The sequence below is a fragment of the Zoogloea sp. 1C4 genome, from assembly GCF_009469605.1.
In the GTDB taxonomy this organism is placed as follows: domain Bacteria; phylum Pseudomonadota; class Gammaproteobacteria; order Burkholderiales; family Rhodocyclaceae; genus Zoogloea; species Zoogloea oryzae.
In genome coordinates this window covers 42,784-64,983 of record NZ_SSXU01000005.1, presented here as the reverse complement: position 1 = coordinate 64,983, position 22,200 = coordinate 42,784, and the positions used below count along the sequence as shown (strand labels likewise).

The 22,200-nt window shown below is 66.0% G+C and carries 20 protein-coding genes; 13 read left to right on the top strand and 7 right to left on the bottom strand.

All coding sequences use genetic code 11. The features are described 5' to 3' along the window. Positions 1-30: 30 nt before the first annotated feature. On the bottom strand, positions 31-702 hold the full coding sequence (locus tag GH681_RS07740; RefSeq protein WP_153160900.1) for a Crp/Fnr family transcriptional regulator: 672 nt from the start codon (positions 700-702) through the stop codon (positions 31-33). A gap of 236 nt (positions 703-938) precedes the next feature. Here GH681_RS07740 and trxB point away from each other — a divergent pair, with 236 nt between their 5' ends. The 8 genes from trxB to GH681_RS07700 all read left to right on the top strand — a co-directional run bounded on the left by trxB (position 939) and on the right by GH681_RS07700 (position 9,725). Continuing rightward, positions 939-1,898, top strand: a complete 960-nt coding sequence (gene trxB, locus GH681_RS07735; RefSeq protein ID WP_153160899.1) for a thioredoxin-disulfide reductase — start codon at positions 939-941, stop codon at positions 1,896-1,898. Positions 1,899-1,971: 73 nt separating this feature from the next. Next, on the top strand, positions 1,972-2,976 hold the full coding sequence (locus GH681_RS07730) for a Smr/MutS family protein (protein WP_153160898.1): 1,005 nt from the start codon (positions 1,972-1,974) through the stop codon (positions 2,974-2,976). A 250-nt stretch (positions 2,977-3,226) separates the two neighbouring features. Continuing rightward, positions 3,227-5,179 (top strand): TAT-dependent nitrous-oxide reductase, encoded by a 1,953-nt coding sequence (nosZ, locus tag GH681_RS07725; protein ID WP_153160897.1) that lies wholly within the window; start codon positions 3,227-3,229, stop codon positions 5,177-5,179. Between the two features lie 211 nt (positions 5,180-5,390). Continuing rightward, the gene (locus GH681_RS07720; protein ID WP_153160896.1) at positions 5,391-7,598 is read left to right on the top strand and encodes a NosR/NirI family protein; all 2,208 of its coding nucleotides are present in this window, start codon (positions 5,391-5,393) and stop codon (positions 7,596-7,598) included. Beyond that, a complete protein-coding gene (locus GH681_RS07715; RefSeq protein WP_153160895.1) occupies positions 7,595-8,017 on the top strand; it encodes a transcription regulator in 423 nt (140 codons plus the stop codon). The genes GH681_RS07720 and GH681_RS07715 overlap by 4 nt, the downstream gene beginning before the upstream one ends. Positions 8,018-8,066: 49 nt before the next feature. After that, the gene (arfB, locus tag GH681_RS07710) at positions 8,067-8,468 is read left to right on the top strand and encodes an alternative ribosome rescue aminoacyl-tRNA hydrolase ArfB (RefSeq protein WP_153160894.1); all 402 of its coding nucleotides are present in this window, start codon (positions 8,067-8,069) and stop codon (positions 8,466-8,468) included. Positions 8,469-8,643: 175 nt separating this feature from the next. Next, positions 8,644-8,853 carry a hypothetical protein gene (locus tag GH681_RS07705; protein ID WP_153160893.1) on the top strand — a complete coding sequence of 70 codons (210 nt, stop codon included), beginning with the start codon at positions 8,644-8,646 and terminating at the stop codon, positions 8,851-8,853. Further along, positions 8,850-9,725: a PA4780 family RIO1-like protein kinase gene (locus GH681_RS07700; protein ID WP_153160892.1), complete on the top strand. Its 876-nt coding sequence runs from the start codon at positions 8,850-8,852 to the stop codon at positions 9,723-9,725. The genes GH681_RS07705 and GH681_RS07700 overlap by 4 nt, the downstream gene beginning before the upstream one ends. A 24-nt stretch (positions 9,726-9,749) precedes the next feature. Here GH681_RS07700 and GH681_RS07695 read toward each other — a convergent pair whose 3' ends face one another. Then, positions 9,750-10,025, bottom strand: a complete 276-nt coding sequence (locus tag GH681_RS07695) for a type II toxin-antitoxin system HicA family toxin (protein WP_153160891.1) — start codon at positions 10,023-10,025, stop codon at positions 9,750-9,752. Positions 10,026-10,150: 125 nt separating this feature from the next. Between GH681_RS07695 and GH681_RS07690 the strand changes: the two genes are divergently transcribed. Together GH681_RS07690 and GH681_RS07685 are read left to right on the top strand one after the other, a co-directional pair. Then, the gene (locus GH681_RS07690) at positions 10,151-10,453 is read left to right on the top strand and encodes a monooxygenase (protein WP_153160890.1); all 303 of its coding nucleotides are present in this window, start codon (positions 10,151-10,153) and stop codon (positions 10,451-10,453) included. A gap of 112 nt (positions 10,454-10,565) precedes the next feature. After that, positions 10,566-12,221 (top strand): ABC-F family ATP-binding cassette domain-containing protein, encoded by a 1,656-nt coding sequence (locus GH681_RS07685; protein ID WP_153160889.1) that lies wholly within the window; start codon positions 10,566-10,568, stop codon positions 12,219-12,221. A 12-nt stretch (positions 12,222-12,233) separates the two neighbouring features. On the opposite strand, the gene GH681_RS07680 is transcribed toward GH681_RS07685, so the two are convergent. The 5 genes from GH681_RS07680 to GH681_RS07660 form a co-directional block, all read right to left on the bottom strand. Further along, a complete protein-coding gene (locus tag GH681_RS07680) occupies positions 12,234-12,863 on the bottom strand; it encodes a response regulator transcription factor (protein WP_153160888.1) in 630 nt (209 codons plus the stop codon). Next, entirely contained in the window at positions 12,841-16,089 is a 3,249-nt protein-coding gene (locus GH681_RS07675; RefSeq protein WP_153160887.1) for a PAS domain-containing protein, read from the bottom strand. Before GH681_RS07675 ends, GH681_RS07680 begins: the two co-directional genes overlap by 23 nt. Positions 16,090-16,172: 83 nt before the next feature. Continuing rightward, on the bottom strand, positions 16,173-17,558 hold the full coding sequence (locus GH681_RS07670; RefSeq protein ID WP_153160886.1) for a GGDEF domain-containing protein: 1,386 nt from the start codon (positions 17,556-17,558) through the stop codon (positions 16,173-16,175). A 150-nt stretch (positions 17,559-17,708) separates the two neighbouring features. After that, the gene (locus tag GH681_RS07665; protein ID WP_153160885.1) at positions 17,709-18,221 is read right to left on the bottom strand and encodes a hypothetical protein; all 513 of its coding nucleotides are present in this window, start codon (positions 18,219-18,221) and stop codon (positions 17,709-17,711) included. 71 nt (positions 18,222-18,292) lie between these two features. Continuing rightward, a complete protein-coding gene (locus GH681_RS07660) occupies positions 18,293-18,544 on the bottom strand; it encodes a hypothetical protein (RefSeq protein WP_153160884.1) in 252 nt (83 codons plus the stop codon). A 337-nt stretch (positions 18,545-18,881) separates the two neighbouring features. Between GH681_RS07660 and GH681_RS07655 the strand changes: the two genes are divergently transcribed. The 3 genes from GH681_RS07655 to GH681_RS07645 all read left to right on the top strand — a co-directional run bounded on the left by GH681_RS07655 (position 18,882) and on the right by GH681_RS07645 (position 22,118). Then, on the top strand, positions 18,882-19,529 hold the full coding sequence (locus GH681_RS07655; RefSeq protein ID WP_153160883.1) for an HAD hydrolase-like protein: 648 nt from the start codon (positions 18,882-18,884) through the stop codon (positions 19,527-19,529). A 449-nt stretch (positions 19,530-19,978) separates the two neighbouring features. Next, positions 19,979-21,220, top strand: coding sequence for a nitrous oxide reductase family maturation protein NosD (locus GH681_RS07650; protein WP_228111838.1), 1,242 nt, complete (start codon positions 19,979-19,981; stop codon positions 21,218-21,220). After that, complete coding sequence (locus GH681_RS07645) at positions 21,201-22,118, top strand: ABC transporter ATP-binding protein (RefSeq protein ID WP_228111820.1); 918 nt, start codon at positions 21,201-21,203, stop codon at positions 22,116-22,118. Before GH681_RS07650 ends, GH681_RS07645 begins: the two co-directional genes overlap by 20 nt. Positions 22,119-22,200 lie beyond the last annotated feature (82 nt).

The following is a 22,200-nucleotide window of genomic DNA, read 5'->3' as shown; positions in this document are numbered from 1 at the left end:
CAGACCATCAGGGAAGGATTTACGAACCAGTCACAAATCGTAAATTTTTTCGCGCAGGATCACGCCGCTGTCGGTTTCCTCGATCAGGCCGCGCAGGCCGAGATCCTTCATGACGCGGCTGACCATCTCGCGGGACGCGCCGATCATCTTGGCGATGTCCTGCTTGGAAACCTTCTTGCGGACCACCTTGAGGCCGTCCACTTCCTCGGACATCTCAAGGAGCAGGCGCGCCACGCGGCCGTACACATCCATCAGCGCCAGGCTTTCGATCTTGCGGTCGGCGTCGCGCAGGCGGCGGGTGAGGTTGCACATGACGTGCCACGCAAGCTCGAAGTTCTCCTGCATGAGACGCTTGAAATCGGTCTTGGCGATGGTCACCAGATCGGACGGAGACACCGCCACGACCGAGGCCGAACGCGGGCTGTCATCGAGCACGCCCATCTCGCCGAACATCTCGCCCTGGCCGAGAATCGTCAGGATCACTTCGCGACCATCCTCGTCGCTGACCATGACCTTCAGGTTGCCGGTAAGAACAAAATAGACGAAATCGGTGCGATCACCTTCATGTACCACCGCGGACCCCCGCGGAACCCGTCGCATCATCGCGCAGCGCGCGACGGCAGCCAGCCGGTCATCGCCCAGCCCCTGAAAGATGGGGAAGGTACGCAGGGCAATTGTGGACACGGAGCTGGTAACGGTCATAGGGCCTCTCCTGAGCAAAGGGCTAAATTGATTCTTGGCAATGTGACCAAGTTGTCATGTTGCTATCAACGGCCAAGTATAAAGCAAACTTGAGGGTCTCCGAATGACGCACGGGCATGCCCGGTCATTGGCGGCCGACGGGCGTCTTCATTTAGAAACGGTCACCGGGAACTCTGCCCCTTATAATCGCTCTTTGCTGTTCCACCGCCCATCAGACATCAGAGAGACCCACCACGATGGCCACCCGTCACATCAAGCTGCTCATTCTCGGTTCCGGCCCCGCCGGCTACAGCGCCGCGGTCTATGCCGCCCGCGCCAACCTGAACCCCGTGCTCATCACCGGCATCGCCCAGGGCGGCCAGTTGATGACCACCACCGAAGTGGACAACTGGCCGGCCGACCCGGACGGCGTGCAGGGCCCCGAGCTGATGGCGCGCTTCGAGAAGCACGCCGCCCGCTTCAACACCGAGATGATCTTCGATCACATCCACACCACCCACCTGTCGGAAAAGCCCATCCGTCTGGTCGGCGATGCGGGTGAATACACCTGCGACGCGCTCATCGTCGCCACCGGCGCCAGCGCCCAGTATCTCGGTCTGCCCTCCGAAGAAGCCTTCTCCGGCAAGGGCGTGTCGGCCTGCGCCACCTGCGACGGTTTCTTCTACCGCAACCAGGAAGTCGCCGTGATCGGCGGCGGCAACACCGCGGTTGAAGAGGCCCTCTACCTCGCCAACATCGCCAGCAAGGTCACCCTTGTGCACCGCCGCGACAAGTTCAAGGCCGAGCGCATCCTGGTGGACAAGATCCATGAAAAGGTGGCCGCCGGCAAGATCGTGCTCGAGCTCGATTCCACGCTGGACGAAGTCCTGGGCGACGCCACCGGCGTGACCGGCATGCGCATCAAGAGTACCAAGACCGGCGAGACCAAAGATATCGCCCTGAAGGGCGTGTTCATCGCCATCGGCCACAAGCCCAACACCGACATCTTCGAAGGCCAGCTGGAGATGGAAGGCGGCTACATCGTCACCAAGGGCGGGCGCCACGGCAACGCCACCGCCACCAGCGTGCCGGGCGTGTTCGCCGCCGGCGACGTGCAGGACCACATCTACCGTCAGGCCGTGACCAGCGCCGGCACCGGCTGCATGGCCGCCCTCGACGCCGAGCGTTACCTCGACAGCCTGGGCCTCGCCGGCTAAGCCGCGCCAGCCCCACCGAACGGACCGGGCCATCCCCGGTCCGTTTCCATTTGGACAATCACCTTTCGCAAGCATGGGCAAGGACAAGCGCAACTCCGGCCTCGACGCCCTGAAGGCCCTCCGCGACCGCGTGCCGAACAGCGTCCTGAAGACCGTCATCGCCCGCCCGGCGCCCAAGCCGGCCCCGGGCAAGGCCGCACCGCCGCCGGACGAACCCGACGACGCCACGCTGTTCCGCGCCCAGGTGGGCCGCATCCAGCCCCTGCGCGCCGACAACCACGCCGACCTTTCCCGCCCCAGGCCGGCCCCCACGCCGCGCCCAAAGGTTGTCGAGCCCGAGCCGGAGGCCCCGCGCCGCGCGCCGCGCATCGACGAGAACGACCCTTCCGCGGTGTTCCGCGCAGCGCTGGGCGAGATCGCCCCGATCCGCGATTTCAACCGGGTCGACCTGAGCCACCAGCGCCAGCACGCCAACCCGAACGTGCGTGCGATCGAACACTGGGAGCCCATCGCGCCGACTGTGGACGCCAGCGCCCTCCACGACCCGGCCGAGCTCTTCCGCCACGCCGCCGGCGAAGTGGCGCCGCTGAAAGACCGCAACCTCGCCGACCTCGACCGCCCCACGCCCGCCCCGCTCCCCCGCAAGCGCGAGGAAGACGAGCGCGAGGTGCTGCGCGAGGCGCTGGAGTCGCCCCTCACCTTCGAAGACCGCCTCGACATGGGCGACGAGGCCGCCTACCTGCGCGTCGGGCTGCCCCGCCGGGTGCTCACCGACCTGCGCCGCGGGCGCTGGGTGGTGCAGGGCGAGCTCGATCTCCACGGCCTGACCCGCGACGAAGCCCGGGCCAGCCTCGCCCAGTTCATCGCCCTCGCCCTCCAGCAGGGGCGCCGCTGCCTGCGGGTGATCCACGGCAAGGGCCACGGCTCGCCCGGCCGCCTGCCGGTGCTCAAGCACCTCTCCCGGGGCTGGCTGGCCCAGCGGGAAGACATCCTCGCCTTCTGCCAGGCCCGCCCCCACGACGGTGGCGACGGTGCCCTGCTCGTGCTGCTCCAGGCCGGCGGCGGCCCCAGAAGCTAAGCTGCCAGCAGCCCAAAACCATTAGCATTTTCTGATATTTAGCGCCAACGCCAGGGTTTTCGGTAGGACGGCGCACGTTTTTGGTGCCTCGTCGGCGATTCTTGCCCGCCATCAATTTTTTTCGGTCTCCACACCCCTAGAGTGCGCTGCGACAGATTGTCGCAGTGACATCACGCCGCAGGCCGTCACCGCGCAGCCGCCCGATCAGGCGGCCCATCGATTTCGGTTAGGGACAAACGGAGACCAAGAAATGAGCACTGAAGACATCAAGCACGACGATCAAACCCTTGTTCCGGGACGCCGCAAGTTCCTGAACAGCGCAGCCCTTGCCGGCCTGGCCGGTGCCGGTCTGTCCGTGGGCCTCTCCTCCTGCAAGCAGGAAGCCGCGCCGCCTGCCGCGGGCACCGCACCGGCCGCACCGGCGCCTGCCGCCGCCCACGCCGCCGACGGCCTCAACATCCACCCCGCGCCGGGTCAGCTCGACACCTACTACGGCATCTGGTCCGGCGGTCACTCGGGCGAAGTGCGCATCCTCGGCCTGCCCTCCGGCCGCGAGATCAAGCGCGTCCCCACCTTCAACATCGACTGCATGAGCGGCTGGGGCATCACCAACGAATCGAAGGCCATCATCGGCACCAAGGCCGACGGCAGCCTCAAGTACAAGACCGGCGACACCCACCACGTCCACGGTTCGTACACCGACGGCACCTACGACGGCAAGTACTTCTGGGTCAACGACAAGATCCACGGCCGCCTGGCGCGGATCAAGGGCGACACCTTCGAGTGCGACAAGATCACCGAGCTGCCCAACATCCAGGGCTTCCACGGCATCTTCCCCGACCGCCGCGACCCGGTGGACGAGAAGATCAACCACACCACCCGCGTCTTCTGCGGCAACGAGTTCCACCTGCCGCAGCCCAACGACGGGCGCGACATGGATGATCCGTCCAAGTACAAGACGCTCTTCACCTGCGTCGACGCCGAGACCATGGAAGTGCGCTGGCAGTGCCGTGTTGACGGCAACATGGATCTGGTCGCCACTTCCTACGACGGCAAGCTCGCCGCCGCCAACCAGTACAACGTCGAGGGCGGTGCCAAGTACGAGGACATGATGTCCGCCGAGAAGGACGCCTGCGTGTTCTTCCAGGTGGCCCGCATCGAACAGGCCATCAAGGACGGCAAGTTCGTCACCATCGGCGACAGCAAGGTGCCGGTGGTGGACGGCACCAAGGAAGCCAACAAGGATCCGAAGACCGCCCTCACCTGCTACGTGCCGGTTCCCAAGAACCCCCACGGCGTCAATGCCAGCCCGGACGGCAAGTACTTCATCTGCTCCGGCAAGCTGTCGCCCACCGCCACCGTCATCGAACTCACCAAGATCCACGACTTCTTCGACGGCAAGCTCGACGACATCAACAAGAGCATCGTCGCCGAAGTCGAGCTGGGCCTTGGCCCCCTGCACACCGCCTTCGACGGCCGCGGCAATGCCTTCACCACGCTGTTCCTCGACAGCCAGATCGTCAAATGGAACGTGGACACCGCGATCAAGTTCCACGCCGGCGACAAGAACGCCAAGTACGTGGTCGACCGCATCGACGTGCATTACCAGCCGGGTCACATCAACGCCTCCATGTCCGAGACGAAGGAAGCGGACGGCCAGTTCCTGTGCGTCGGCTGCAAGTTCTCGAAGGACCGCTTCCTGCCGGTGGGCCCGCTGCACCCCGAGAACGAGCAGATCATCGACATCCGCGGCGAGAAGATGAAGATGCTGGCCGACCACCCGGTCTATCCGGAGCCCCACGACTTCGTGATCGTCAAGCGCGACAAGATCAAGACGCGCCAGGTGTACAACGTCGACGAGTTCCCCAACGCCATCAAGGACGCCAAGGATGGCGGCGTGTTCCGCAACGGCAACAAGGTCACCGTCAAGCTCGTGTCCCAGGCGCCGGCCTACAGCATGCGCGAGTTCAAGGTGAAGAAGGGCGACGAAGTCACCCTCATCCTCACCAACCTCGACAAGGTGGAAGATCTGACCCACGGCTTCGCGATCCCGAAGTACGACATCAACTTCATCGTGAATCCCCAGGAGACCAAGTCGGTCACCTTCAAGGCCGACAAGCCGGGCGTCTACTGGTGCTACTGCACCCACTTCTGCCACGCCCTGCACCTTGAGATGCGCACCCGGATGATCGTCGAGAAATAAGCGATGACGCCGTAACGATTCCTTATCGAGAAGTAATTTGGGGAGACGCACGCGTCTCCCCTTTTTTCGTTCCGGTTCGCAGGCAGCTGCCTCCGAACCCCGCGTGGCCATGACGCAAACCCGCGCGACTGCGTCAAATTGACTCAGCTTAAGGCGCCCCCCGGGCCCGTTCATCAGAATCCGGCCACATACTGATTTGTGGAGTCACCCGATGATTTCCCTGCGCGCCCTGCGCACCTTCGCCCCACGTTTTGCCGCCCGTCTCGGCGCTGGCATCGCCGCCCTGGCCCTCTCCGGCAGCGCCCTTGCCGACACCTACGAAGTCAAACTCCCCCCCGAGCTGGCCTCCTCGCCGAAGATGTGCGACTACGCGCCCTGCAAGGACGTGATGCCCGGCGCCACCCACTTCTCCGAGCGCAAGGGCCAGCCGCCCTTCGTCGAGGCCTACCGCGATGAAGCCGGCGAGCAGAAGCTCATCGGCTACGTGATGCTGTCCACCGACATCACCGACATCCCCGCCTACTCGGGCAAGCCGGTGGTCACCCTGATCGGCATGGACACCGCGGGCAAGTTCACCGGGGTGAAGATCCTCAAGCACTCCGAACCCATCCTGCTGCTGGGCATCCCCGAATCGGCCCTCATCAAGTTCAACAACCAGTACCTGGGCAAGTTCGTCGGCGACAACATCGAGATCGGCAAGTCGCGCCCCGAGGAAAATCTCATTGGCCTCGACGCCATCACCGGCGCCACCGTCACCGTCATCGCCCAGAACCAGGTAATGATGGTCTCCGGCGGTGAGGTGGCCAAGCAGGTGGGCATCCTCAAGCCGGTGATCCGGCCCCAGGCCAAGTTCCCGCCCGCCGGCCCGGCGCCCAGCTGGGCGCAGCTGGTGGAAGACGGCAGCGTCCAGCGCCTCACCGTGAAGCCCGAGGAAGTCGGCCTTAAGAGCGACGGCCGACCCTACATGGACCTGTGGTTCGGCTACCTCAACCAGCCCACCATCGGCCAGGCCATCCTGGGCAAGGACGGCTACGCCAGCCTGATGGCACGCCTCAAGGAGGGCGAGCACGCCATCTTCATCGTCGCCGACAACAGCATGGACTCCTTCAAGGGTTCCGGCTTCGTGCGCGGCGGCATCTACGACCGGGTGCAGGTGCGCCAGGGCGGCGACAGCTTCACCTTCCGCGATCTGGATTACCTCAACCTGTGGGGCATCTCGGCCGCCGGCGCGCCCTCCTTCACCGAATCGGCGATCTTCATCATCCGCGGCAAGAGCTTCTCGGGCGCCTTCCCGTGGAAGCTGGTCTTCCTGGGCAACAAGATCGACAAGGAAACCGCCGCCAAGACCTTCGCCAACTTCGACAAGGAATACTGGCTCGCCGCCAAATACCTGGAAGGCGGCCGCCCGGTGGTGGTCAAGCCCGACCCCACCTGGCTCAAGGTCTGGAAGGAGCGGGCCGTCGAGATCGGCGCCTTCATCGTGGTGCTGCTCGCCCTCTCCGCCGCCTACGCCAGCCGCGACAAGCTGGTACGCCGCTCCACCCACAAGAACAAATGGCCGGTGAATGCCTTCAAGTACACCGGCTGGGTGCTCTCCATCGGCTTCGTCGGCTTCTACGCCATGGCCCAGCCGTCGATCACCCAGGTGCTCACCTGGTTCCACTCGCTGCTGTTTCAGTGGAAGTGGGAGCTCTTCCTGTCCGACCCCCTGATCTTCGTGTTCTGGATCTTCATCATCGTCACCACCTTCGTGTGGGGTCGCGGCTTCTTCTGCGGCTGGCTGTGCCCGTTCGGGTCGCTCTCCGAGCTGCTCTTCAAGGTGGGCCAGGCAGTGGGCCTCAAGCGCTTCCAGTTCCACCTGCCCCAGGCGCTCCACGACAAGCTCAAGTGGGTGAAGTACGCCGTGTTCTTCGGCCTGCTGGCGGTATCGTTCTTCAGCATGGGGCTGGCCGAGAAGCTCGCCGAGGTCGAGCCCTTCAAGACCACCTTCCTGGTCGGCATCACCAACCGCAGCTGGCCCTACAGCCTGTTTGCGGCCAGCCTGCTGGGCCTGGCGATCTTCATGGAGCGGCCGTTCTGCAAGTACCTGTGCCCGCTGGGCGCGGCGCTCGCCATGCCCACCACCTTCCGGTGGTTCGGCCTCAAGCGGAAGGACGAATGCACCAGCTGCAAGGCCTGCGCCAAGGGCTGCGGCTCGCTCGCCATCGACGCCAAGGGCAACATCGACCAGCGCGAATGCATGCTGTGCCTCGACTGCATGGTCTTCTACTACGACGACCACGCCTGCCCGCCGCTGGCCCAGGAACGCAAGCGCCGCACCAAGGCCGGTCAGCCCCTCACCCCCATCAACGGCAAGGGCTATTTCATCCCCATCCACCCGGCCCCGGTGGACAAGAAGAAGGAAGGAGCCGCAGCATGACCATCGCCGACCGCAACGAACTGCGCCAGCCCGCCTACGGCGAAGCCCACGGCGTCGCCTGGCTCGCTGCCGAGCTGTGGGATCACCTGTGGCCCTGGGCCGGCCGCGGCCAGCCTGCCCGCAAGGCCATCCAGGGCGCCGGCTTCGCGCTGGCGATCGCCGCCACCGTCGCCTGGGTGCTTGCCGCCATGGGCCGCCTGGAGGCCGGCGCGATCATCGGCTGGTGGTTCGGCTGGAGCGTCTTCGAGGTGATCGTCCGCCTCGACGCCAAGCCCTACGTGAAGGAGGGCCCGTGGTGGGGCCATCTCTACCGCCGTGCCACGGTGATGGACATGATCTGCTACGTGAGCTTCAAGAACCTGCTGATCGGCGCCGCGCTGTTCATCGGGCTGCGCACGCTGGGCATCGTGCAGGTGTAAGCCGGCTTTGGGCGAAGGCGCGCGGCGGCCTTGAGGTAAAGTGCCGCCCATGCGCCCCGCTCACCCCATCTCCGAAGACGAAGTCGAGTTCACCGCCATCCGCGCCCAGGGCGCCGGCGGGCAGAACGTGAACAAGGTGTCGAGCGCGGTGCATCTGCGTTTCGACATCGCCGCCTCGTCGCTCCCCGAACATCTGCGGGAACGCCTGCTCCGGCTGGGTGACCAGCGCATCAGCAAGGGCGGCATCGTCATCATCAAGGCGCAGGAATTCCGCAGCCTCGAGAAGAACCGCGCCGAAGCCCTGCGCCGCCTGCAGGAACTCATCGACAGCGTGTCGGTGGTGGCCAAGCCCCGCCGCCCCACCCGGCCGACCCGCGGGTCGGTCACCCGCCGACTGGAGGGCAAGGCCCGGCGCAGCGCCGTGAAGGCCAATCGCGGGCGTGTCGAATGAAGCGCCAGGACTACCGCAATAGACGATAATCGCGGCCTCGAGTCCCCAGCCCGGTGCTGTTCATCCTGGCCCCGGCACCTCGCCCCCATCCTCCCGCACGCCCATCGGGCACCCCGCCAGTCGCCCATGCCGACAGGCCTTTCCCCCTTCACGCCCGACCGGGCAGGACCACCCAATGCAATCGGAAAGCCACATCTTCCGCCAGGACGCCGCCCTCGAACACTCGATCGCCAACATGCAGGCCGCGACTGAAGCCCTCGGCGCTCACATCGAGGTGCCCTTCTGCGGCAAAACGTCGCCTGGCCGTGACCGGCAAGACTGCGACATGCAACAACATCTGCTGACGGCCTACGCCAAGCAGCCCCCGACGAGCACCTGCGCATGAAGACACCCGCGAGACTCGAACCGCTGGTCACCGACGGGCTGGTGGACAGCGTGCTGCGCCAGCTCATGAGCGGCAAGGAGGCCACGGTATACGTCGTCCGCTGCGGCGACGACATCCGCTGCGCCAAGGTCTACAAAGAGGCCAACAAACGCGGATTTCACACCGCGGTGGATTACACCGAGGGGCGAAAGATCAAGAACAGCCGACAGGCCCGCGCCATGGCGAAGCGCTCTCGCTACGGCCGCCAGGAGCAGGAGGCCGCGTGGCAGAGCGCCGAGGTGGACGCCCTGCGCCGACTCGCCGCCGCAGGCGTTCGGGTGCCCACGCCCTACAACTTCCACGAAGGCGTGCTGTTGATGGAGCTGGTGGCCGACGCCGACGGCGAACCTGCGCCGCGCCTCAACGATCTATCCCTCAGCGAGGAAGACGCGCTGGCCTACCACGCGGCGCTGATACGTCAGGTCGTGCGGATGCTGTGCGCCGGCATCGTTCACGGCGACCTCTCTGAATACAACGTGCTGGTGGATGCGGGCGGCCCGGTGATCATCGACCTGCCCCAGGCAGTGGATGCCGCCGCCAACAGCAACGCAAAGCGGATGCTGGGCCGCGACGTGGACAACCTCGCCGACTACTTCGGCCAGTTCGCCCCGCAACTGCTCACCACCCGCTACGGCGAAGAAATCTGGGCGCTCTATGAAGCCGGCTCACTCCATCCGGACAGCGTACTCACCGGCCGCTTCGAGGACCCTACCGACGACGTGAATCTGGATGAGGTCATCCAGGTGATCGAAGCCGCCGACGCAGAACACGCCGAACGCCTGGCCCGCCAACAGGCCGCCGAGGCGGTCGACGACTGGACAGCAGACACATGAGGCCCGCAGCCTGAACCGGAGAACTCAGTGCGCCTCGTCGTAGGCCGACAGGCTCACCCCCGCCGCACCGAGGCATTCGCGCAGGTGCTTGACCTCCTGCTTGGTGAATTCGTTGCCGTGATGGGGATGATGGATGAAGAACTCATGCTTGTTGAGCACGATGCGAAAGCGCGCGCCGTGGTTCGGCTCCACGTCGGCGCCGAGGTGATTGAGCAGGGATTCGACCTCGCGCCACTGGATGTTGCTGCTCACCGGCTCGCGGAAGATCGCCTCAAGGACGTGACGGTGCTTGTTGCTCATGGTTTGCTCCTCCGGTTGATCGTTGGCGATATTCTTGCACTGTGGGCCCGGCCCGCATACGGGCCGCAGGCTTGATCGCGCGGCCTTCGCACCACCTTTGATCCACGACAAAGAAAGACGTCACCATGCCCGTGCTGCTGCAAGTCGATTTCCCCTTTTCCGGCCCCTGGGGCCCGGCGATGACCGAAGCCCTGCAAGGCCTCGCCGCCTCCATCGCCCAGGAGCCCGGCCTGATCTGGAAGATCTGGACCGAGAACGCCGCCACCAATGAGGCCGGCGGCATCTACCTGTTCGCCGACCGCCCCAGCGCCGAGGCCTACCTGGCGATGCACACCGCGCGCCTCAAGGGCTTCGGCATCCCCGAGGTGAATGGCAAGATCTTCGACGTGAACGGCGAGCTCTCCGCCATCGACCGCGCGCCGCTCTAAACCCGCCGATCCCGGCCCGCGTCACCAGCCCACAGCACCGGGCCGGCAAAATAGTCATGGGCCGATCCCGCCGCGGTCGCTATCATGCGCGACCCCCACGCGGCATTTCCCCATGATCACCCTCAAAAACGTCACCTTGCGCCGCGGCGCCAAGGTGCTGCTCGACAGCGCTTCCGTCACCCTCAACCCCGGCGAGAAGGTCGGCCTGGTCGGGCGCAACGGCGCCGGCAAATCGTCCCTGTTCGGCCTGCTCAACGGCAGCCTTCACGAAGACGCGGGCGACTACTCGATCCCCAGCCAGTGGCACATGGCCCAGGTGGCCCAGGACATGCCCGAGACCGAGCAGAGCGCCACCGACTTCGTGATCGAGGGCGACACCGTGCTGCTCGCAGCCCAGCGCGAAGTGGCCGCGGCAGAGGCCAGCGACGACGGCATGCGCATGGCCCACGCCTACATGGAGCTCCACGACGCTGGCGCCCACGACGCGGAAGCCCGCGCCCAAGCTCTGATCCTCGGTCTCGGTTTCAAGGTGTCCGAGCTTTCCCAGCCGGTGAACAGCTTCTCGGGCGGCTGGCGGATGCGCCTGCAGCTGGCCCGAGCGCTGATGTGCCCGTCGGACCTGCTACTCCTCGACGAACCCACCAACCACCTGGATCTGGACGCGCTGGTGTGGCTCGAAGCCTGGCTCAAACGCTACGCCGGCACGCTCATCGTCATCAGCCACGACCGGGAATTCCTCGACGCCATCACCTCAGTCACGCTGCACATCGACAACGCCCGGCTGGTGCGCTACGGCGGCAACTACAGCACTTTTGAAGACATGCGCGCCGAGCAGATGCTGCTCCAGCAGGCTGCGGTGGCCAAGCAGGCCGACAAGATCGCCCACCTCCAGAAATTCATCGACCGCTTCAAGGCCAAGGCCAGCAAGGCCAAACAGGCCCAGAGCCGGGTCAAAGCGCTGGAGCGGATGGAGAAGATCGCCCCGGTGCTGGCCGACGCCGAGTTCAGCTTCGAATTCCAGGAGCCCGCCAACCTGCCCAACCCCATGCTGGCGATGGCCGACGTGAGCGTCGGCTACCCGCCGCCCGACGACGCCCCCGCCGGCACGCCGCCGACGACCATCGTGCGCAACATCAACCGCTCGGTGCATGCGGGCCAGCGCCTGGGCATCCTCGGCGCCAACGGTCAGGGCAAATCCACGCTGGTGAAGACCGTCGCCCGGGCGCTGGCGCCCATCAGCGGCGAGCTCACCGAAGGCAAGGGCCTCAACATCGGCTACTTCGCCCAGCAGGAACTCGACGTGCTGCGCCCCGCCGACACCCCGATGGAGCACATGATCCGCCTCGCCAAGGACACCATCGCCGCCGGCCGCAGCGGCTGGGTGGCCGGGCGCGAGCAGGATCTGCGCAGCTTCCTGGGCACCTTCAATTTCAGCGGCGACATGGTCAAGCAGCCGGTGGGCACCATGAGCGGTGGCGAGAAGGCGCGGCTGGTGCTGTGCATGATCGTCTGGCAGCGCCCCAACCTGCTGCTGCTCGATGAGCCCACCAACCACCTGGATCTGTCCACCCGTGAAGCCCTGAGCGTGGCGCTCAACGAGTTCGAGGGCACGGTGATGCTGGTGAGCCACGACCGGGCCTTGCTGCGCGCGGTGTGCGACGAGTTCTGGCTGGTCACCCGCGGCGGCATCGAGCCCTTCGACGGCGACCTGGACGACTACCAGCGCTTCCTGCTCAACGAGGCCAAGCGCGCCCGCGAAGCCGCCTGAGCACCGCGGCGGTCAGCCGAGGCGGTGCTCGATCACGTAGCGGGTGAGTTCGGCGTTCGACTGGACGCCGGGCTTCTCGATGATCCGCGCCCGGTAGGTGCTCACCGTCTTCACGCTCACGTGCAGGATCTCGCCGATCCGCGTGAGCGAGGTGCCCTTGCTGAGCATCAGCAGCACCTCGGTCTCGCGGCGCGACAGGGCTTCGTGGGCAAGCTTGCGTCCGGTCGGCGCAACGCCGGCCAGCAGCTTCTCGGCGAGCGTCGGGCTCAGGTAGCGGGCGCCGCCCACCACGGTGCGGATCGCGGTGAGGATCTGGTTGGGCGGGCTGTCCTTGTTGAGGAAGCCCGACGCCCCCGCCTCGAGGGACGGGATCGCAAACTCGTCTTCCGAGAACATGCTGAAGATCAGCACCGGCAGACTGGGCCGCAGGCGCTTGATCTGCTTGAGCACCTCCAGGCCGTTAAGGTCCGGCAGCGCGATGTCGAGCAGCACCAGACTCCACTCCCCCTGCTCCACCAGCGAGATCGCATCGAGCCCCGACGCCGCCTCGGCGGTGATCTCCAGATCGTCGGTATCCGCCAGAAACTGCCTCAGGCCGCCCCGCACCACGGCATGGTCATCAACGATCAATACGCTCGCCATCCACTGCTCTCCAGCCTTCTGCCCAGTCTTCGAACGGAATGTGCAGGGTCAGGCAGGTGCCCGCCCCGGGTTCGCTGCTGATCGACAGCCAGCCGCCGAGATACTGGGCCCGCTCCTGCATTCCGATCAGACCGAAGGAATCCAATTTGTCCCGCTCGCCATCTGCGAGCCCGATGCCATTATCCCGCACCTCCACGTCCAGCATGCCATTCTGAATCTCCATCACGATGGAGGCCCGCGTAGCGTGGGCGTGCCGGGCGACGTTGGTCAGCGCCTCCTGCACGATGCGGAACACCGCCGTGTTACGGACTACCGAAAGCGTCAGACGTTCGGGCATCTGCAGGTCGATGGCGATGCCAGTCATGCGCGAAAAATCCGCCGCGTACCACTTGACCGTCGCGATCAGCCCCAGCGTGTCGAGCATCGCGGGGCGCAGCCCGGCCGAGATGCGCTTGACCGTCTTGAGCGCCGAATCCACCTGCTCGAGCAGACGATCGAAGCGGGCCTGGGTAGCTGCCGGCAGCGACAGCCCATCCACCGTGGTGGCCAGCCCGAGCTTGAGCATGGTGAGCGTGCCGCCGAGCTCGTCGTGCACCTCGCGGGCGATGGTGGTGTTCTGCTCCTCACGCACGGTTTCCAGGTGGGCCGCCAGTCGCTTGAGGCGCGCGGCGCTCTCGGCCTGCTCCTCGGCTGCCAGCTTGCGTTCGGTGATGTCCTCGTGCACGGCCACCAGACGCAGGGGGCCGTCACCCTGAAAACAGCTCAGGTTGAGCACGAACCAGCGCCGCTCAGTTGGCGAGGCGCACTCGTATTCGATGGACACATCGTCACGGCGCCCCGCCACCGCACTCCGGATGGCATCCGCCACCTGGCCGGCCACCGGACACTCCGCCAGGGTGACCGCATCGCAGATCGCCAGGTAGTTGGCGCCCTCGCTCATCAGCGACGGATCACCACCGTTGCCGGCTGCAAACTCGCGCCACGCACGATTGACCGCGATGATGACGCCGTTCGCATCCAGCACGCACAGGGGCGAATTGAGGGCGTCGATGGTGGCACGGGTGAAGCGTTCGGACTCCAGCAGCGCCCGGGCCCGCTCCTCCGCCTCGAAGGTGCGTTCGGCCACCTTCTCCTCGAGGGTGTCGTTCATGCGCATCAGCGCCGCTTCAACCTCCTTGCGGGCGCTGATGTCGGTCAGGCTGCCCACCAGCCGGATCACCCGCCCCCGGGCATCGCGGATGATCCGGACGCTGTCGGAAATGTGCACCCACCGCCCACCGTCGCAGAGCAGGCGGTATTCGGTATGCAGGCGGTCACTGCGCTGCTTCAGGCAGGCCAGCACCATCGGCCTGATCCGCCGCAGGTCTTCCGGGTGGATCCGCGCGTGCCACCAGCGCCGGTCGAACTTCACTTCGCCAACGCCACCAAAAACCTTGGTAAAGCCGGCCGAACAGTAGAACGAATCGCTCTCCCGATCCCAGTCGAAGACCATCCCGGCGACCGCCTCCATGGCCAGCCGGAAACGGGATTCGCTCGCCGCCAGGGCGGCCTCGGCCCGCTTGCTGTCGGAGATGTCCTGGGTGCAGCCCATGCCGGCGATCGCCTTGCCGCTGGCGTCAAACTCCAGCTCGACCCGCTCCTTCACCCAACGGATCTCGCCATCCACCACCAGGCGGTGCTCGATGTCGTAGGGCGCGCCGTTCATCGCGGCCTTCCAGGCGCTGTCCACAAACTCGCGGTCGTCCGGATGGACGACGGACAGAAAGCTCTCGTAGGTCAGCGGCACGCCCTTCGGCACGCCGAAGATGCGGTGGTTCTCGTCGGACCAGCGCAGCTCGTTGCGCGCGAGATCCAGCCGCCAGCTGCCCGTGCGGGCCACGGCCTGGGCGCGCTGCAGCTCTTCCTCGCTCTCACGTAGGGATTGCTCGACCCGCTTGAGGCGGCTGATGTCGAGGTTGATGCCCGCCCAGTGGGTGATCTCGCCGCGCTCGTTGCGCACCGGCACGCCCCGCGCCAGGATGTGGTGCCAGTTTCCGTCGGCGCCGCGAAACCGGTGCTCCACATCCCACAACGAGCCCCGCTTGACGCATTCCATCCAGCGGGCGAGGGTTCGTTCGGCATCATCCGGATGCAGCAGGCTGGACCACCCGAAATCCGAACACTGGGCCTGGGTCATGCCCACCAGCTTGAGGAAGGACTCGCTGGCGTAGATGTTGCGGCCGTCCGGCGCGCACACCCACACCCCGTAGTCGATGGATTCGCCGATGGCGCGGTACAGGCGCTCGCTGTCCCGCAGCGCGACCTCCATGCGCTTGCGTTCGGTCACGTCGCTGAGGAAGCCGTGCCACAGGATGCTGCCATCCGCCTCCCGCTGGGGCATCGAATGGCCTTCGATCCAGCGCTCGCCCTTGGTCGGATGGATGACGCGATACTCGGCCCGCCAGGCCGTCAGGGTGCTGGCCGAGGCCGCGACCGTCTCGCTCACGTAGCCCACGTCGCCCGGGTGTATCCGCGCGAAGATCGGCGCGGAGTCATCCACCACGTCTTCCGGCCGCAGGCCATAGAGCTGCTCCAGCGCCGCGCTGGCGTAGGGCATGCAGGACGAGCCGTCCGGCCGCACCCGGAACGAGCAGATCACCCCGGGCACCGTCGCGGCGATCTTGGTCAGCTGCGCCTGCAGCTCGTACTTCTCGCGCATCAGCGCCTCGGCTTCCTTGCGTTCGCCGATGTCGCTGAGGGCCAGATTGAGCACCGGCTGGCCGCCGGCGTCCCGCACCGCGCTGGCTTCCACCAGCATCCACACGCGGCGCCCGTCTTCCTGGCGCATGCGCACTTCGCAGGATTGCAGCGTGGCGGTATCAAAGATGCGCCGGCAATAGCGCGCAAAGGGCGCCCGGTCGCTCTCGCAGACAAAGCCCGCCACCGGCTGGGTGATCAGCCTGCCCAGCGAGACCCCCAGCAGGGTCGCGGCGCGGATGTTGGCCTGCAGGATCGTGCCCCGCTCGTCGATGGTCAGAAAGCCCACCGGCGCAAGCTCGTAGAAATCGAAGTAGTTGGCCCGGGCAGCCTCCAGGCCGATGAGTGCCTGCCGCAACTCGGCGTTCTCGAGCTCCAGCTGTACCTCGCGGGCCGTCAGCGCGTCGAGCTCGCGGCACATGTCTCCGAGGGGAAGCGCGTCGTCGTTCGCGCCCTCGGCCCATCTATCGTCGTCGGCCATCTGGTTCATCCATCGCTTGCCTTGCCGGGATTCTCGCGCCGTTCTGCCGCCGGTGGTGCGAAATCGCGCCGGAGGCTGGTCGATCGCTCGATCTACGCCAACCTGCCCTGATTCCCCGGCTGACGCAGCACCACCTGATTGCGTCCTTCGCGCTTGGCAGCGTAGCAGGCATCGTCGGCGATCTTCAGGGCGGCGGCGCTGCTATCCACCGACGCGTCGATCTCGGCCAGCCCGAAGCTGGCGCTCACCCTGAACTCGCGGCCTTCCCACCGGAAGCGCAACGCCGAGATCGCGCGGCACAGGCTGTCGACGATCCGGCAGGCGTCATCGGTGCTGCAGTTGCGCAGGAGCAGCGCAAACTCGTCGCCGCCGATGCGGCTGGTCAGATCCTCTGTCCGCACGCCTTGCTGGATCAGCCCCGCCACCTCGCGCAGCAGCGCATCACCGGCCGCGTGGCCACCGATGTCATTGACGGTCTTGAAGAAATCCAGATCGATGAAGCACAGCACGCAGCGGTCGGAAGCCCGCCGCGACGCCGCCACGGCCTCATCCAGCGCCTTGTCGAAGGCCCGCCGGTTGGGCAGCCCGGTGAGATGGTCGTGCATGGCCTGATAGGCGAAGCGGTCGCGGGCTTCATCGACCCCGGCCTGCACCGCGCGGCGTGTCCCCTCCAGCGTGCCGATCAGCGCGTTGATGCCCTCGTTCAGCTGCTGCACCTCGCGGCCGACCGCATCCACCGGCAGCCGCACGTCCCACTGCCCGGCACGTACGCGCCTCACCGCATCGGCCACCCGCAGCATCGGGTCACCCCAGGCGTGGCCCAGGCGCAGCGCCACATAGATGCTGCCCGCAAGCGCTGCCAGCGTCAGCAGGGCATGGCGCAGGAACAGCTGATCGCCCGCCGACACGGGCGCGGGCGCATCAATTTCCAGCAGCACCCAGCCTGCCGCATTGGGTTCGACGAGGGTGAACAAGGCATCGCCGATGCCATCGTCGCGGGCGGCCGGCATGGACATCACAGGCGCGGCAAAGGCCATCCGCCCGCCCCGTTCGTCGATGAAACTCGCGGTGCGCACCGCGCGAACCCGCTCCCGCGTGGCGACCGTCGGCCGGCCCCGCTCCACCAGCGGACGGCCGCTGTGGTCGTAGATCGCCAGGGCGCTCACGTTGTCGGCGCCACCAAGGGCATCGACAAACTGTTCAAGTTGATGGGGACGGCGGAAGTACACGCCGGTCTCTACCGCGGTGGCAAGCAGATGCACGGAGGCCACGCCCCGGGCCAGCCTCGCGGGCTCATGGGACACCTTCGGCTCCACCTCATGCACCATGAAAAACGCCACGAGCAGAAAAGGCAGTGGCGTCAGGGCCAGCAGCAGATGCTGGGTCAGCGAGAGGCTCCGCAGCCAGCCGGTGCAAACGGACCGGGACATGTCCCGCCATTTGACCTCATGTGCGAACTTGAGCAGGTCCATCGCCATGACTGCCTCCCGTCACGCTTTCGACTAGGCCCGGCAAGCGGCAGGCCCGTCGGTCGGCCGGGGCGACCCCGGCCGGAACAGTGCTGCGAGCGGCGAACCGTCGCGTCGCCGCTCGCCCCCAGCCGGCGACGCGACGGCCACCAACCCAAGCTACGCGGCTTTCTTCACGGTACCCGGGCGGGCCTTCTCGACCACCCCGAGGCTGGCCTCGGTGATCTCGCGGGACGTACCGATCAGCTTCTCGTAGGTGCTGCTGGCGGCGTTAAGCGCCGAATGCAGCGCGTCAGAGAAAGCCGTCTGACCACCGGACGCCGACGACAGGCACTGCTTTTCCACCTCGGCGGCGAGCCGGCGGGTGACTTCCTCGGCGTTGGCCGAACCCAGCGAGAACACTTCCGCCTGGGTTGCAACAAAGACCTCGCTCACATCGCGGAGATACTCGCTGACCCGTTCAAACTGACGGAGCTGCGTACGAAGCTGTTCCTGATAGTCGCTGCGGGTGTCGCCGACGGCGTAGCCTTCGATGAGGGCCCGGGCAAAATCAGTGTTGAGCGAATAGATGCGCTCGGTTGCCTTGAGGGTGACGCCATAGATCGACTTGCAGGCATCCCCGTTGATGGCGACGACTTCGGCAAATCCTTGCAGGGTGTGGGTAAAGTCCATGGTGCTGTTCTCTTCTAAAAAAATACATTGACCGCCCTGCGCGCGCTGCCCTGCGGCAGGGATGATTCTGGCTAGAGCAAACCCAGTGACAGGGCACTGGTACGGATGAAGTTCACTGCCTCGCTGGTGACGAAAGGCCCGAAGGCGCACAGGGTCACCAGCTTTTCGCTGGCGCTACGTGCTTTCCTGCGCCTTTTGGGCAAAAGAAAGTAGTAGCGGCCAGATGCACGCCCCCCTGCGCTGGAGGCCAGTTGATCCGCCGACAGGGATGTGACGGCCCCCCAGGTCGGAACGCACACCAACGGATTGCCATGATTGGTCAAGGTTGTCTCCTCCACGTCTCGCGTCTTTTTTTGGTCCGGGGAATCCCGAGCCAGGTCATCTCCCGCCACCGGCCTTCTTCGAGGCTTCCGGTCATGCGGGGTGACGGATTTGTGGAGTGAATGATTTCATTAGCGGAACACCATGTCTGTCAGCAGCTCACCAGATGTGTGTCGGAATTGAACAGTTGGGTTGTAGGATTTTTCTGACGCATCCGACGCGCGAGCCCATCCGGAAGGTGCGCCGGGCCGTCATCTCCCGCGTTTCGGGCCGGGCTGGCGCTGCCCGCAAAAAACAGCGATCCTTGCGCCCCGCTCCGCCGCAGCCAACCCCGCCTCCATGACCTGCAAGCTCGTCGTCTTCGACCTCGACGGCACCCTCGCCGACTCCTTCGACACCTTCCGCATCTGTCTCGACGAAGCGGCAGCGGAGCACGGCTTTCGCAGCCTCGCCGGTGAAGACACGCAGCGCATCCGCCGCATGTCGAGCCGGCAGCTGATGGACCACCTGGGCGTGCCGATCTGGAAGGTGCCCACCCTCGCGGTGGACATGCGCCGGCGGATGTTTGCGCGCATCGACGCCATCCGCCCCTTCCCCGGCGCCGACGCCACCCTGCGTCGCCTGCACGACGACGGCTTCGCCCTGGCGCTCCTCACCTCCAACACCCGCGACGCCGCCAGTGCCATGCTGGGCGCCGACACCCTGGCGCTGTTCCAGCACCTGCACTGCCGCACCAGCCTGTTCGGCAAGCGCTTCAAGCTCCGCGAGCTGCTGTGGACCACCCGCCACGCCCCCGAAGCCGTCACCTGCATCGGCGACGAGATCCGCGACGCCGACGCCGCCCGGGCGGTGGGCATGGGATTTCTCGGTGTCGCCTGGGGCTACACGCACCCCGAAGCCCTGCAGGCCCATTGCGACGCACCGCTGCTTACAAGTCTGGAAGCGCTGCCCGAACGCCTGTCCTGCACCTCAACAACGGCCGACTGAAGCCGCCCCCACATCACCCCCAACCCTGTAGGTCGGACTTCAGTCCGACACCACGGCTTGAGCCGGCCAAGCGTTGTCGGACTAAAGTCCGACCTACAGGCACAAGCCAGACCGAGGGCTACGGCCCGCAAAGCACCCATCCCTTCTGGAAGGCCGACTGAAACCGCCCCCGCACGGGACACAAAGCGGCTTTCGCACCCCGCCCCCAGATCACCCCACCCTGTAGGTCGGACTTCAGTCCGACACCACGGCTTGAGCCGGCCAAGCGTTGTCGGACTAAAGTCCGACCTACAGGTACAGGCCAGGCCGAGGGCTACCGACCGCATCGTCAGCCGGTCAACTTCACCCAAATCAAGGCCCGCTGCGACATTCCGCCGCACACTGCACGCCATCCGGACTTCCCCGTGCCTGTTGCCGTGCCCCTTTCATTCCGCCCGCTCCGCCTTGCTCTGGCCCTCCTCGCTGCAGGAACGGCCGTCGCTGCCCAGGCAGCCGGCTGGGACGTCAAGCCGGGTGAGTCGATCCAGGCCACGATCAACCGCGCTGCGCCCGGCGACACCGTGCGCGTTGCCCGCGGTCACTATCTCGAGAACCTGCGCATCGACAAGCCGCTCACCCTCGTCGGCATCGACCGCCCCACCATCGACGGCCGCGGCAAGGGCGACACCATCCGCGTGATCGCCACCGATGTCGCCATCGAGGGGCTGATCGTTGCGGATTCCGGCGCCGATCTGGGCGAGCAGAACGCCGGCATCTACATCCAGCCCGGCGCCCACCGGGCGCGTGTTGCCCACTGTGACTTCAGCTACACCCTGTTCGGGCTGTGGATCGAGAAGGTCGAAGATGTGGTGATCGAGCACAACCTCATCACCGGCAAGCGCGATCTGGATTCGTCCCAGCGGGGCAACGGCATCCAGCTCTACAACACCACCGGCGCGAAGATCATCGGCAACGACATCAGCTTCGTGCGCGACGCCATCTACGTGGATGTGTCCCACCGGGCGCTGTTTCGCGGCAACAAGATGCACCACAGCCGCTACGGCACCCACTACATGAACTCCTACCACAACGTGTGGGAGGACAACGACACCTACTTCAACCGCGGCGGCCTCGCGCTGATGGAAGTCCGCGACCAGATCGTGCGCAACAACCGCGCCTGGGGCAATTCGGACCACGGCATCATGCTGCGGACCATCCAGGACGCCGTGGTCGAGAACAACATCGTCGCCGGCAACGCCCGCGGCTTCTTCATCTACGACGCCGAATACAACACCCTGCGTAACAACCTGGTGGTGGATAACCAGGTGGGCGTGCACCTGTGGGCCGGCTCCAAGCACAACGTGGTCGAGCAGAACGACTTCATCTCCAACCGCGAGCAGGTGAAATACGTTGCCTCGAAGGACGAGACCTGGGGTGCCAAGGACGGCAACCACTGGAGCAACTACGTGGGCTGGGACCGCAACGGCGACGGCACGGGCGACGTGCCCTACGAGGCCAACGACATGGTTGATCGCCTGTCGTGGAAGCACCCGATGGTCAAGCTGCTGCTCGCCAGCCCGGCGATCCAGACCCTGCGACTCATCAGCCAGCAGTTTCCGCTGCTGCGCGCGCCCAGCATCGTGGACCCAAAGCCACGCATGCGCCCCGAACATTCCGACTGGAGAAACTGGCTTGGCAAGCACTATCGTTGAAGCCCGCGGGGTGACCAAGGATTTCGGCACCGTTCAGGCCGTCAAGGGTGTCGACCTCGACATCGCCCCCGGCGAACTGTTCGGCCTCATCGGCCACAACGGCGCCGGCAAGAGCACCCTGTTCAAGATGATGCTCGGGCTCATCCCCGTCACCCGCGGCCAGATCCGCCTCGACGGCGAATCCGTCACCGGCCCGCGTTTCCGCGAGACCCGCCGCAAGATCGGCTACCTGCCCGAGAACGTCGTGCTCTACGACAACCTCACCGGGCTCGAAACCCTGTTCTTCTTTGCCGACCTGAAAGCCGTGCCGCGCAAGCAGTGCGCCGCCCTGCTGGATAAAGTCGGCCTCTCCCACGCCGCCGGCCGCCGTGTGCGCGAATACTCCAAGGGGATGCGCCAGCGCCTCGGCTTTGCCCAGGCCCTGCTTGGCACGCCGCGCCTGCTGTTCCTCGACGAACCCACCACCGGCCTCGACCCCGGCGCCATCCGCGACTTCTACCGCATCCTGCGCGAGCTCAAGGCCGAGGGCGTGACCATGGTGCTCACCTCCCACATCCTCGCCGAGATTCAGGAGCGGGTGGATCGCCTCTCCATCATGGAAGGTGGCCTCATCCGCGCCACCGGCACCGTGCAGGATCTGCGCGAAGCCATGAACCTGCCCCTCACCCTCGAGATCGCCGGCGGCGCCGGCCTCAAGGAGCAGGTCACCCGCCTCCTCGAAGGCATGGCCGTCGAAAGCATCGAGGAAGCCGGCAGCGTGCTGCACATCCGCCTGCCCCGCGAAGCCAAGATGCCCGCCCTCACCCGCCTCGCCACCCTCGGCGACACCATGCGCGATCTCCACGTACGCGAACCGTCGCTCGAAGACGTGTTCTTCGGCTACCGGAGCGGCACATGAACAGCACCGCCGCCCCTGTAGGTCGGACTTCAGTCCGACACCCCACGCCCAGCCAAGCACCGTTTTGTCGGACTAAAGTCCG